We start from the raw sequence: 13797 nt of genomic DNA on the forward strand, positions 1-13797 counted from the left end.
TGGAGCCCGACGCTCGTTTTCACCGCTATCGTGTAGCATTTCGTATATCATATCAGCTACAAGAATGAGTATACTATCTGCTAAGCAACTTTTCATTGATAAGTATTTTCCATCTTGTAATTAACTTGGATTCAAAACTTGGGGCTATGTGTAGTTTCCCTGCGGGAACACCGACACCGTGTGAATCAAAGGTATGCGGACTAGGCGGATCATGAATTCGTTGTTTAGCTTACTTGACCTCACTAAACCCCTAAATAACAAAAAGAAGGCCCGAAGGCCCTCTTTTCATTGATTAGCTTACCGTTACTGCTGTGGAAGCTGTTTTGCCGTTCGGTGCTACGACTTTCAGCGTAAAGCCTTTAACTGTGGAATCGATGCTGATCGTTCCGTTGTCTTGGTCGATCGTGATGTTACCTTCGCCTACCACATCTTCTACCGCATACGTTAGACCTAGAATCGCGTTATATGTGACTTGGTTGCCATCTTTAAACTCGTCTCCAAACTGGTCTTTTACAGCTAGATCCATGATCGAGTCGATGCTGATGTCACTGCCGTCTGCAATCGTTTTGTCACCATTGGCTGTGATCGAGGCTACCGCTGGCATTTCGTTTTTCACGGTTACGCTCGTGTTCACTGATTTCAGTTCGCCCTTCAGCGTTTCGTAGAGTACCGTTACATCCGTTGTGCCTGCCTCATTACCCATCACATAGGCTTTGCCTGCATCTCCATGCACACCGTCACCAATGACTGCTTTGGCTACGTTAGGGTCGCCTGTTGTTGCCCGCTGTACTTGGTTCGGAATAGCCACTTCATCACCTGCGGAGTCTTTTGCAGATACCGTAATTTCTTTCGCTACCTTCGATCCGCCATAGTTCGCTGTTAACGCTGTGCCCAGTGCGCCGAAGTTCTCTGCGTTATCCAGGAACGCATATGCTTCTCCCGGTTGGCTCACGCTATACGTCAGGTCTGCTTTGGCTGCGTTCAAACCTTCAAATGTCTTCGTGATCGTTCTAATCACCGACGGTGTGCCGTCTCCTACGGTTTTGCGAAGCTCAAACTTCACTTCTGCTTTTCCAATCGTGTTGTTGGTGTTGATCGTAAAGCCGTCGTTAAAGATATCGAACTTATCCGGTGTAATCGTGAAATTTTGTTTCACGTTATCTCCAATAATCGGAGCCGTTGTAAACGCGGCGTTGTCGTCTTTACCTGTTACGGTAAAGCCTGTTCCTTCATTCGCTGCATCCGTGTTTACCGATGTCACCGTCATGTACACATCATACGTTACTGCTTTGCCGTTTTCAGTTGTATCACCCACGATGTTTTTCAGGTCCGCACCGTACTGGTCTTTGACTTTGACAACCAAGTCCGTATCGGATGTGCCAATTCCTTTTTTCTTGCTGTCTGTTGCTACCGTCATGGTATCAGCTACACGCGCCTTGCCGATCGGCAGGTTCATGTATTTGTAGTCGTTCGCGTTCATCTCTGAGATGTTGGCACTAATGTACGCTGTGCCATTCGCAGCTGTTTTGTCCACGGTTAGCTTAATCGATCCCGCATGCTCGCCTGTTTTAATCAGCTGCGCGCTAGCGTTACCGGCAGCGTCTACTGCGTGTACGTTACCCGATGCGCTAATTTTAATGCGCTCGATGTTCGTATCGTTCACCAGGTCCGTTGTGCTCAGCTTATTGCCGCTCGCATCGTACCCAATCACCGGAATGTACTGCGCATCGGTTCCATCCAAGCCATCGCCCGCTGCTAGCGTGCCCGTAAAGCTGCCAAACTCAACTTTGGTTACGACCGCGGCTGCTTTCACGTTGAATTTCATCGTTTCGGATGATGCACCGCCGTAGATTGTTGCTGTGTACTCGCCGTTTTTATCCAACTTGTCGCTCAGCGTCATTTTGACGATGCGGTTGGTTCCTTCGCTATCTTTGTCATACGTGACTGCAATGTTGCTCTCGTATGGCGTAATCACAGCGTTCAGGTTGTCGTTAATGCCGTCTGCTTCGAGCTGGTCGGCTGTAACAACGTTACCGTATTGGTCAAGCTCGCGAACCGGCACTTCCAAGTAGTCGCCTTTATCAGATAGGGCCGACCCGTTGCTGTATTTGGCATCGCCAAGCTCAATTTTGGAGATGAACGATGTGTTGCCCAGCTTGAATGTTTTTTGCGCGCTGATGCGCGTATCGTTGTGGTACACCGTTACAGGAATCATGCTTGCGCCTTGTACTACGCCCGTGATATCCATCGTGTTCATTTTCACAATCAAGGATCCATCTACACTGTCTTTGCTTAGTGTTGCGCTGCCGTCTGTTGTGTATACACTGTAGTCACCTGCGGAGAAGGATGCTACTTCACCGTACTGGTTCAGCGGCTTCACTCGCACCGTTGCTTGCTTAGAATATGCTACTGTATCCCCTGCACTTGCAAACTCAATGGATTTCACAGCTTCTTTTTCACCTGTAAATGTAGCTGTTGTTTTCTCTACCGCGTCAGCATCAAGACCAGACAAGGTTACAGTGTAGTCACCTTCGCCTACTTTTACGTCTGTTAGCGATAGTACCGCAGATTTCTTATCATCAGCAAATTTCACCGTTGTTGCTACATCTGCTGTGCCTTTTTTCAAGGATAGTGTCGCTTTCTCTGTATCGACCGGCTTGTTAAAAGAAACCGTTACTTGCTGTACGCCTGTTGCTTTCGCTTCGGTCACAGATACTTGACCCGCTGGTACGTACTGCTGCTTCGCTTCATATGCACCTGTCAGAAGCAAGTCGCGCGTTGCATTGGCTTGGCCGCCAAATGTGCCGTCTTCGCCGTTAGCAAGAAGCTTCAGTTCCAGTGCCAGTGCGACATAGCCTTGTGCCCAGTCGGACACTGTGGCATCTTCGCCTGTCACGGCTTTAGCGTCTGCGTCTTTACCCAGTACGCGAACCAAGAAGGTAGCCAACTGCTCTTTCGTTACTTTGCCTGCTGGGTTGTACTGGCCTTCAGCGTAGCCGTCTGTTACGCCAGCTTCTTTCAAAGCCTCAATATATGGAAGTGCATAACCGTTCGCCGGATCGTCTACACTAACATCATTAAAGCTAGAAGTTGTGAGATCCTTATTTACGTCCAGACCCATGATCAGGGCCGCTACTTTTGCAAATTGTGCGCGGTTCATTTCATCTTTCAGTCCGAACGTCGTGTCGCTCACGCCATCAAAAATACCGGCGCTGATCATCGCGTCGAACTTCGCCTGAGTTGCTGCGTCTAGCTCTTTCAAATCCGAGAAGTCTGCAGATGTTTTCGCGAATGCCATCGAAGAAAACATCGACAATGCTACGGCTGTAGAAAGAACGACAGATAGGCTTTTCTTCATAAGGGTTGGTTCCTCCTGGTATGTGAAGTTTTTGTTATAAAACTTATAACCTGTGGTTGTGCCTCCAATGTGGTAACGCGGCATGTGGACCGCAATGGTTGCGGCGGGCAACTCTGTTTCTTTTGGAGACTTATGCGCCAATGATCCAATTGGTTATTGGTGACTTTTATTGGTGGCATAAGCGTTACTATCATAGTGCAGCTTACACTTGATGATCAACTCCTGTGTAGCAACTCGTATATCATCTTGGCTACAAGAATGAGTATACTATCTTGCTATCTACTTTTCATTGATAAGTATTTTCCATATGCTCTTCATGTGACTAGTTGAATCAGAGGAAACATAAGATTTCAGCTAAATACGACTACGTGTATATGGTATACGGTTATCTTCTCGTACGTTTCAGTATCACCTTGAAGAATAGTAAGCTTGTTAGCGCTAAACACAAAAAAAACGCCCCACAAGGAGGCGTCCGTTTCATTAAGGAACCATTTTTGATTTTTTCATGACGCGGTAGGCAATGACGGAGCCTTGGGCGCGTGTAAGCAATTCGGTAGGATCAAAGCGATAGGTCGCTTTTGTTCCATTTGCGACTGTGTTTGCAATGCCTTCGATGTAGCCTGCTTTTACAATGGCTTCAACTGCTGTTCTTGCATAGTAGTCAATGTCAGCGCCATCTGTGAAGGATTTGCTCAGTGAAGTTAAAGATTTGGCTGGATCTGTTCCTAATTTCAAGTTACCTGCGCGTGCAATCATAATAGCTGCATCTTGACGTGTGATAGATCCGCTTGGGTTGAATCGGTTACTAGCTTGACCCCTAATGATCCCAGCTCTCGCCGCGGTCTCGATGTACTTGTACTCGTATAAGCCGTAGTCCATTTTGAGCACGTCAGAGAATGTGGAATCCCCTTCGTAATCAAGAGGGATTTTGAACATCTTGACTAGCATCTCAGCAAACTCGCCTCGCGTAATCGCATTATCCGGGATAAAGGAGTACGTGGTGGATGCTTTCATTACTCCTTTCGAATACAGTGTTTCAAGTTCATTACGAGCGTACGCATGTCCTGTAATATCGTCAAATGATTTATCCATGTACATGACTTGATAATACCCGAACTTCTGGAACGGAACGGTGATTGTATTTTTCGAAGTGTCTACGACACCGCCAAGGTTTTTCCAACCGCGATCTGTTTGTGAATAGTAGTTCGGATAAATATCATAGAAGAATACCGTAACATATTTGCCTGCATCCATACGAAGTGCGCTATTGAATGCCAGCGTGAGTGTACCAGGGTTTGTCGGAACGACTAACTCATCGTAGTTTCTGGTGAAGTAAGCTCTTCCCGATTTGCTAGCATCATAAGGATCCATCCCCGCACCAGTGAGACCAGCTAATAAGTCTGCTGTTGTGGTTGTAGTTGAAGTAGCATCCGGGATAAAACCAGCATCCAGATAGTAAAGTTCACTTGCAGGTCCGAAAGTATTCTCAGTTATTTTTTGTGTGATCAGCGATTTATAATAGCTGTTCGTCGTGTAAGTTGTCTTATCTAGTCGTCCATCTGTGCTATCAGCAAGTCCAAACAAAACTTGACGGTCATTGGTAATGTACTGATTGTTATTGCTATCCGGTTTATTTCTCATTAGCTTCGTGTTGCTTGGAAAGTTAAGCTGAATCTTACCATTAAAGGCTTTTAGCTTCGTACTCATATCTGTCATGTAACCGGCGCCTTGGACATCCGTATTCGCATTGTACAGTATGAAGGTTCCTGATGATTTGTTAGAACCTCGAGTAACTGTAAACTTAATGGTATTAGCTCCTGCTTTTAAATTTTTCACAGTGTATACATATTGATCATAGTCACCTGTTGAATCCGACACCGTTGTTTTTGTAGCTGTATCTTTGCCAATTACAACACTATCCGCATTCTCTGCATTAATCTTAACGGTGAAATAGTTTTTGTTGATGTTGGCTTGCATATCTCCACTACTATTCGTAATTAAGATAGGTTGAACGATGGTATACGGTACGTTCGCTCTTGTGATCGTGATCGACTTCGTAGCTGTAATGTTTGAGTTATTAGTAATTCTAAATTCAAACACCACGTCACTATTTTCTAACAGTTTAAAAGCGCCCGTAGTAAAAGATTGTGGTGTAGACGAAGCTACTACCCCTGCCACGAAGCTCGTTCCTGTTGAAAGGGCCAAAGTCGAGCTCGGATCTTGATCTGAAATGACGCCGCTGCTGTTCACCGTTTGATGAAGAACAAGCGCATTGCCATTGGCATCCTTCGTATGAACATAGATCGATAAACTCTTCATGGTAGGATCTCCACTAGATGTTAAGCTGGAGAATACCCCTTTAAAAGAAACCGTGCGCTCTGTTGTCGTATACGTACCGGCCGTAGATGCTGGAACATATTGCGTAGCACCTGTTGTACCCGTTTCAACCGGTTTGATACTTGTGAACTCCGGCGCTTCTGTTGTGAAGTAATAAATATTATAGGTTTGCTGCGTTATAAAAGAACCGCCTAAGTAAACTCTAAATTTAAGCGTATTTAAACCTTCTACAAAGCCGCTTGGCAAAGCCCCAAATGTGCTTGCATTTAGAGGAATTTTAAACTGGTTATTATCATCGAAAATAGCATCGGCTGTGTTGCTGTCAAGCGTAAATGATTTCTCATTAATGTACACTTCAATTTTATTCCCGGCACCGTCTTTGTAAAAGTTAATGGCTCGCCCCGAGATACACGGTTCAGAAGTTGAAAGACCGCATTGCAAAGAAGTAATATTCTTGATTGTCATATTGTTCGAAATATTACTTACCGTAATATACGGAGCATTACTAATATTAATCGTGTAGTCCGTAATCGCCGCGTTGTAGGCTGAGCCTCCCGAATCAAATGGAGTTAAACGAACATTTTTAGCTCCGTCTGCTAGACCTTGTAGCGTGATGGTAAATTTGTTCACGTCTGCTGTTGAATCACTGTCCGGTGTTCGCGCATTGAATGCATTAATCGTAGCAGTAGCGCTGTCGGAAGTATAAGCCGAACCGTCAACATCAACTCTCAGTGTCGCTGTATTCTTATTAGCGTACACTACTAACTGTGCAGGAAGCTCGCTGATTTCATTCGTATCACTTAAACTTAATTGACTTTCCACGCCAGAGTTTGATTTTAAAGCCGTGTAGTTGATGTATGGTTTCGTTGCATCTACATACTTAAAGTTATAAGTTGTACTCACATCTGGCAGTGTTCCCGTATTATCTTTGAACGTTACCGTTAGATTCTGAGGGTTAGCTGCGAGCGTTAAACCCGCGATGTTGGTATCCAGAGTAAGGTCGCTTACCGCATACTCACCGGACTTGGTCAGGCTGCTGTTTTTGTTCAAAGTAGCAGTCGTACTGCCGTTCGTTACAACAGCGGATGCGTCGCTTGCTGAAAATAGGATATTGTTAGCAATACTCTGCCCATCGATGGCAATATCCGCATACGTATATTTGGTTACGGTAGTTCCTGCGTAATAATCACTTTTGAGGCTCAACTTAACCGTTAGATTTGTATTTTCAAAAGTAGGAACTGTAATCAAATCTTGATAAACCGGAGTAGCGGAAGTTTGCGCGATTTGTCCATTAAATGCGAACGGCCCGCCGTTATCGTACCAAATTTTCTTAGTTACCGAATACTTATTCGTATCATTGCTTGCTACGAATGTAATTTGGTTATCCCCGGGAGTAAAGCAAAAATTCGTAGTTGAAGAGCAGGTTGCATTCGTTTTGGTTTTATCGTCACCCGTAAAATAAACATTGCCATCGCTGCTAATAAAGCCGTCCTTGGCGATCGTATCACCCAGCATTGTCCCTTCTACTTGGGTAGCATTTGGCGCCTTGGCACTAATTTGAATGCCCGTGCTGCCGGCTTTAAGTGCTGTACGATCGGTAGGATACATGGTGTTATCCGACCAGTTCGCCGTATTCACTGTGAAGCCCGACAAGTTCGTAGTAGGGGCATAGTAAATCCAGCCTGGTGCTGAAGAGTATGTATCTGTATCTCCCAGCATAACAACAATTTTATTCAGGCCCTCTTCCAAGTTCACATTATTAAAAAATACTTGATTGGCGGAAGCCTTCTGCGCCTTGTTATTCTTCTCTGTCTTGATGCTTCCTGAGTTCAGGTTGGTTACCACGTAGTATAAAGAATTGATTTGTGTTTCTGTTACACCGGTAATATCCACGTAGAGTGCAAATGGTAAAGTTGTGACTCGAGTTACACTTGCATCATCCAGTGGTAGCTCGGATGCTGTCCCTGCATTACTCGTTTGGGTATACAGATTGGAAATGGTCAGCGTGGCAGAGGCGTAAGCCGTCATCGTAGGCAAGAGGCTAATCAATAAAGTCAATATGATCGTAAGACTTGCCCATTTGGTCTGCAATCGTTTCAAAACTAGCTCCTCCTTATGCATCATTCATTTTGGCTATTTAAAAGCTGATAGTGCTAGAACCCTCAATAACCGACAAAACCTCCTAAAATATTGTAAGATTCTACATAATTAGACGCACGAATGCGTCAAAAGTTGTTGTACCTTTGTTATCGGTAAAACGGAGTGAAATGTTTAGAGATTGCATGGATTTGATGAAAAACAAAAAAACCCAATCCAGTATGGATTAGGTTCACGAATACTCTATTCCGTTCATTACTTGCCGACTCGATCCGTCTGCACTTGCCTGCGTACAAGTCTCTGCAAGAAACTGAGTACCGGCCTGCGGCTCTTGCTAATGATACCGATAGCCTCCGCTCCGACGAGCATAAGCATGAACAGCGCTACGATCACTACAACAAGACCCCACATAAACTGCTGGGAAATAAAGACTGAGCATACTACCGCGCATCCGCCAAATGTAAGTGAAATGCCGTAAATAATCAACACGCTTGTGCGGTGGCTAAATCCCAGCTGCAGCAAGCAGTGATGCAAATGACTCTTATCTGGAGCCGAGATAGGCAGCTTATTCACATATCTGCGCATAATCGCAAAGAAAGTATCGGAAAGCGGAACTCCGAGAATCATAATCGGTAAAAGCAAGGAAACAACGGCAGCCTGCTTGAAACCAAGGATCGACAGTGTCGCAAGTGCAAAGCCCAAGAATAGAGCACCGGAATCTCCCATGAAAATTTTGGCCGGATGGAAGTTGTAGAACATAAATCCTACAATACTACCCAGCAAAATGATACTTAATAAAACAACTGTAGCATTCGGCATCATGATGGCCAGTACGAGAATCGTAAGGGTAGCAATACCGGACACACCCGCGGACAATCCATCAAGCCCGTCGATCAAGTTAATGGCGTTGGAAACGCCGACGATCCATAATATCGTAATTGGAATACTTAGCCAGCCCACAGGCAGGTTCGTCGTTCCGAAAGGAATGTTAACCAAATCAATTTTCAAGCCAAAGCTGACAACGATACAAGCAGCAATAACTTGTCCGAGTAATTTCCATTTCGGTGAAAGCTGGAATCGGTCATCCAAAGCCCCTGTAATGACAATTACAGCGCCTCCGATCAACAAGCTGAGCGCAGCACTGTAATCAAAAACTTCAAGTGCCGGAGAAATAACGAAGTACGCACCTACGAAAGCGAGGAATATAGCCAATCCTCCCAGACGCGGCATGATTCGCGTATGTACCTTACGGTGGTTAGGGGCATCAACAGCTCCAACCCAGAAGGCAAATTTTTTGACCAGGGGTGTCAGCAGCAGCGCTAGCAAGCACGAAGCGATAAACCCAATCGCGTATAATCCATACATGTTTTTCTTCACAGCTCCTCTTGTCTTGGGTGGCAGATGTCCGCCGAAATGAATTATACTCCCAATTGTCCACAAATACCACTGCTAATTTTGTCTGAATTCCCCGTTTTCAGGTTATTTTCAGAAATATTTTCATGGTTTTGTGACTTTCTCTTTCTCGCGGATGACTTTCACTGCGAATTTCGGGAGAATAAGCATCCTCTTGTAGCGCCATGGCTCCTGAAGAAGACGGTAAAACCACTCCAAGCGAAGTTTTTGAAAAAGGATTGGTGCTCTTTTCAGTTTACCCGAAAGTACGTCGAAACTTCCGCCGACGCCCATCATGACGGGAATTTCCAGACGGTTTTTGTATTTGGCAATCCATGGTTCCTGGTTCGCAGCCGAACGGCCCACAAACAGTAAATCAGGGGCTGCCTGTTCAATCTCACGAAGCACCTCTTCATCCTGCTGATTGTTGAAGTACCCGTCCCGAACGCCGACAAGCTGAATACCCGGATATAAGGCGCGCAGACGATCGGCTGCTGCCTCGATTACTTCACGGGATGCCCCGAGCAGGTAAACCTTCCAACCCTTTGGTTCACCGACTTTCATCAGCTGATGCAGCAGGTCGTATCCTGCTACCCGCTCCGCTACGTGCTCTCCCACATATCCAGCCGCCCAGACGACACCGGCGCCGTCAGGAACAATAAGCTCGGCCTGCTTCATCATGCTCATATAAGCAGGGTCCTCTAGAGCCGCCATCACCATGATCGGATTGGCCGTAATAATTTGATGGGGGATTTTTTGTTCAATGGCTTGCGTCAAATACGCAACGGTCTGCTTCATATCCATCTTGGAGATCGGAACTCCGTAGATTCGGATCTTCGGAATAGCCGCAAGCCCAGATTCGGATACGCTCTTTGCCGCTTTCGATGACTGTGTACTCATGGAATCTCATCCTTTATGACGTAACATTCAATTTCTTGGTTCAAGTATTCGGATTTATTTCACTAACGTTTATTTCTGGAAAAAGGTTGCAATCTGCTGCGCAGGGCGCTGCGCCTGCGCTTTCAGCTCCTCAATGGCGGCGCGCTTCTCCGCCGCCCACTGCTCTCGTCCGTCCAAGAGGCGCAGCGCCTCGGACGCGAATGCGCCGGCATCGAAGCTTGCGGTCGATGCCGCTGCTTTCATGCCGAGCCGATGGAGGAACTGGTCGATCTTCGGATCGTACGAGATGCCGACCATCGGCACATACTGCGAGGCTGCATAGATCAAGGAATGCAGCCTCATCCCGATCAGGAGGTCGCAGCCCGCGACCTCCGCGAGCATGTCCTGCGGATGGACGACGCCGCGCGCCGTCTCCACCCGCCCCGCGTGATCGCCGCCCAAGCGATCGATCACGTACTGCGAGGCCACCTTGTCCGAAGGGAGGTGGAAGGGCAGGAACCGCAGCCGCACATCCGTGCGGGCTGCGAGCAGCTGCGCTAAGGACCGCGAGAGAGCCTCCAGCTCCGAGCGGTCCTGGTTCCAGAAGCGGACGGACACGCCGACCGTCCGCACGTGGCTGCTGGTGCCGGCAGCGGCGCTCAGCTTCGTGTCGCTCGGTCCCAACACGCCTGCCGTTGTCACGACTTCGCTCGTCTTCGCCTCGCTCGGCGCAGATGTGCCTACCGGTGCTCCACTTGCGATCACGGACCCAGCTTCGCTCAACTCTGACTCGCTTGGCGTCAACACGCCTGCCGTTTCGTCACTCGCTCCCGCTATTCCAGCCTTGGCTTTACTCGACTTCGCTTCACTCCGCTCTACCGCGTCCGTCTGTGCTTCACTCGCTCCTGAATGTCCTGCCACAACTCCGCTCAGCTTCGACTCACTCGACGCTGATGTACCTGCCGTTGTCACACCTGCTTCCGCAGCTATAGCCAAGACATTGCTTGGGCTCGACTCACTCGCCAAAGCCCCCGCATTATTCCCCGGCCCTACCCCGCCCAGCGCTTCGCGCAGCGGCAGGCCCATGACCGGGTCGGGCACGACATCGATGCGCTCCCGAGGGAGACGCATCGACGCAAGCAAGTCCGCGGACTCGTTGTCGCGGACGGACACATACCGGCACCGCTTGAAGGTGCCGCGGATCCAGCCGTCAAACATGCGGCGGTTGACAGGGCCAATGCCTTGCGAATAGATGAAAGTAGGCTTACCCATCCACTGCGCCAGCTTTAGGACCGCCAAGTAATATGGAATCGTCTTGGCGCTCGTAGCATCCTGCAAAAGGCTGCCGCCGCCGCTAATGAGCCCGTCGGCTTGCCTTATCGCCTGCAGCAGCGGCCCCGGTCTCATCCGGTGATACGATTGGACGCCGTACATCTGCGATGTTTTTTCCGGATTGGCAGAGAGGACGATCGGCTCAATCTGAACGCCGTGCGCCTCACCTTGCTCCTGCAGAGCGAAAAGGATCGATTGCAGCACAGCCTCGTCCCCGCTGTTATCAAAGCCGTAATAGCCGGACAATACTATTTTGATACTCGAGGTACCCAACGCTTCCAACTCCTTGCGACAATTTCCCAGACGATAATGAAAGCTAGACCGATTAGCGCACCGAAGCCCAGACCGTATGAAATTCGGATCAAGGAGATATGCAGCGGCGTATGCAGATGAGCAAACGTATCGACAATGGACAACTGGCCGATAACACCGATAAAGATCAGATACACAGCATGTCTATATCGAACGGACAAGTACGCTCCCAGCAAGAAGATCGGGTGAGCAACCAAGAATTCTTTCGTACGCGGTCTTACGCCCAGCGTGTTTTCCAAGAAAGAGCGGAACAGCTTTTCGAAAGCCGAAGCTTGACCTTCATTTCCTGTTCGTGTGAGGTAGTAATAGACTGCCCCCAAAGCAACAACTGCAACGACAATACCAAGGACATTAATATACGAAGATAGGATTTTACGAACGGCCGCAAACTTCTCAGCATATGTGCTCTCCACACTGAAAAACAGCAGGTACAGTCCGGCGATTCCAATAGGAAGCAGATGCAGCGCACTAACGCCGCGGAACTGCTGAAGCACAAGCTCATAGGTAATATGGTTCAGCAAGGCAACCTCGTAGGCGACGCCAATGAGTGAAATCGCTGAAGTTTTGATGAGCTGCCAGAAGCCATAGGCTAACCCGGATTTCCACTGGGCGGCGCGTCCTGAGCGAACCGAGCGAATTGCAAGCATAACCGCCACGCTCGGCGCACATATGGCATCCGCCAGGGCAAGCCCTTGCGCATACAATGTCGCAGATAACGTATGCAGCGCTACGGCACCCAGAATGCCGAGAATAAACAGAATCAAAGCGGCTTCCGGTACAAAAAACGAAATCGTGAGCGCAATCAAGCTAACTCCGCCAATCAGCATAAGAGCACTAGCTACAGGCTGCAACGCCGAGGTCTGAACCCGGAAGGCTTTCGCTTGGCCAACCGTGAAGCCGACCTTCTCAATGCGCGGGATCGCGCCATCCGGCCCCTGTAAAGCTTCATAATACGCGGATAGCGGATCCACTAGGACTGCTTTATCCGTATTTTTCACCGGTTTAGCGTTCAAAAACACCATGCGAATGTTGCGGTCTTTGACAGCAAGAACAAATCGGTCGGCAACTCCCTGAATTCGCTCCGCACGCTCCGCTTTACTGACGAGCTCCGTCAGCTTCTCTCCGTCTTTTTCCGTAAAGGAATGCAATCGCACTACATCGTAATTGGTTTGCTTCGCTAACGTGCTGAACCCCGCCTGCGGTTCCTTCAGCATTTCGATCGCGGCCAGACCGATTCCGTTCTTATGCAGAAGGTCCGCCATTTTATTTAATTTCACTTCCGTATTCTCTTCGCTATATCCAGGAACCTCATTGCCGTCAACGATCATACGGCGCACTCCCAGGTCATACAGCGATTTTAACAGCTTGTCCATCTCATTCGTGACAAAAGGTCTCCGGTTGGATAGACGCACAACGATCTGGAAGCCCTGGTCCTTAAGCATTTTCAACGTCATCGGATCCGGGTCCATCGATTGAATGGCCGCTTCGTCCGAGTTCATTTCAATGATCAAGCCATTCTTGTTTTTGAAACTCCACGGTCTTGTCGCGACCTTCAGGTCACTGAACGTTTTTTGAATCAACGGCTCTAGGACCTGCTGTGTCGCACTGTCTGCGAACAAGACGTAGGTAAAGTTTTCATTGGGATTGCCGTAGTTTTGCATCATCATCATAGCATCCCGAGAATTGTAATACTCGATTCTGCGGCTTTCCCTCAGCTCAGACAGCGTTGATTCATACACTGCCATTGAGGTAATGCCGGCTTCCTTCATTCGCTTCAAATGCTCCGCAAGGAAATCCTGCGGGTTCGTCTGAATATCGGCGATATCCAGGAGATCGCGGTAATCAAAGACAAACTCCACCTGGTTCGCTGAGGTCTCCGTGTGCTGCCTGGCCAAGGCTAATGGCAATGAGCCGAGCATGCCGATAATCACTAACCACCATAAAACTTTTCGAAAAGGCTTATTCCAAAATAGGTACCGCTGTAACAACACGTTCACTCCTGTCTGGGGGGCGAGTAATGGAAGAATCCAAACTTACTTATACGGTCGAAAACCTCTCCAGTTCCCTAGTACCAACGAGAGATCCCTCTA

The 13797-nt window shown here is 48.0% G+C and carries 7 protein-coding genes and 1 pseudogene; 1 reads left to right on the forward strand and 7 read right to left on the reverse strand.

Annotated elements, in window-relative coordinates:
* Positions 1-292 precede the first annotated feature (292 nt).
* Complete coding sequence (locus tag L0M14_RS27570) at positions 293-3358, reverse strand: S-layer homology domain-containing protein (protein ID WP_235119588.1); 3066 nt, start codon at positions 3356-3358, stop codon at positions 293-295.
* A 56-nt stretch (positions 3359-3414) separates the two neighbouring features.
* On the opposite strand from L0M14_RS27570, the gene L0M14_RS32115 reads away from it, so the two are divergent.
* The gene (locus L0M14_RS32115; protein ID WP_350340485.1) at positions 3415-3570 is read left to right on the forward strand and encodes a hypothetical protein; all 156 of its coding nucleotides are present in this window, start codon (positions 3415-3417) and stop codon (positions 3568-3570) included.
* Between the two features lie 268 nt (positions 3571-3838).
* Here the strand turns inward: L0M14_RS32115 and L0M14_RS27575 are convergent, their stop codons facing one another.
* The 6 genes and pseudogenes from L0M14_RS27575 to L0M14_RS27600 form a co-directional block, all read right to left on the reverse strand.
* Positions 3839-7795, reverse strand: coding sequence for an S-layer homology domain-containing protein (locus L0M14_RS27575; RefSeq protein ID WP_235119589.1), 3957 nt, complete (start codon positions 7793-7795; stop codon positions 3839-3841).
* Positions 7796-8047: 252 nt separating this feature from the next.
* Complete coding sequence (locus L0M14_RS27580; protein WP_235119590.1) at positions 8048-9157, reverse strand: MraY family glycosyltransferase; 1110 nt, start codon at positions 9155-9157, stop codon at positions 8048-8050.
* A gap of 132 nt (positions 9158-9289) precedes the next feature.
* Positions 9290-10084, reverse strand: a complete 795-nt coding sequence (locus tag L0M14_RS27585; protein WP_235119592.1) for a WecB/TagA/CpsF family glycosyltransferase — start codon at positions 10082-10084, stop codon at positions 9290-9292.
* A gap of 69 nt (positions 10085-10153) precedes the next feature.
* Positions 10154-11035: a polysaccharide pyruvyl transferase family protein gene (locus L0M14_RS27590; protein WP_405031148.1), complete on the reverse strand. Its 882-nt coding sequence runs from the start codon at positions 11033-11035 to the stop codon at positions 10154-10156.
* Positions 11036-11113: 78 nt separating this feature from the next.
* Positions 11114-11668, reverse strand: a pseudogene (locus tag L0M14_RS27595) (polysaccharide pyruvyl transferase family protein); the annotation flags it as partial.
* A complete protein-coding gene (locus L0M14_RS27600) occupies positions 11644-13695 on the reverse strand; it encodes a DUF5693 family protein (protein WP_235119593.1) in 2052 nt (683 codons plus the stop codon). The gene L0M14_RS27600 and the pseudogene L0M14_RS27595, both read right to left, overlap by 25 nt.
* Between the last annotated feature and the right edge of the window lie 102 nt (positions 13696-13797).

It is taken from the genome of Paenibacillus hexagrammi, assembly GCF_021513275.1.
Lineage (GTDB): Bacteria > Bacillota > Bacilli > Paenibacillales > NBRC-103111 > Paenibacillus_E > Paenibacillus_E hexagrammi.

Bases quoted from the DNA above. Each gene is read 5' to 3' on its own strand.
- L0M14_RS27570 (WP_235119588.1), bottom strand. From the start codon at position 3,358: ATGAAGAAAAGCCTATCTGTCGTTCTTTCTACAGCCGTAGCATTGTCG.
- L0M14_RS27580 (WP_235119590.1), bottom strand. From the start codon at position 9,157: ATGTATGGATTATACGCGATTGGGTTTATCGCTTCGTGCTTGCTAGCG.
- L0M14_RS27585 (WP_235119592.1), bottom strand. From the start codon at position 10,084: ATGAGTACACAGTCATCGAAAGCGGCAAAGAGCGTATCCGAATCTGGG.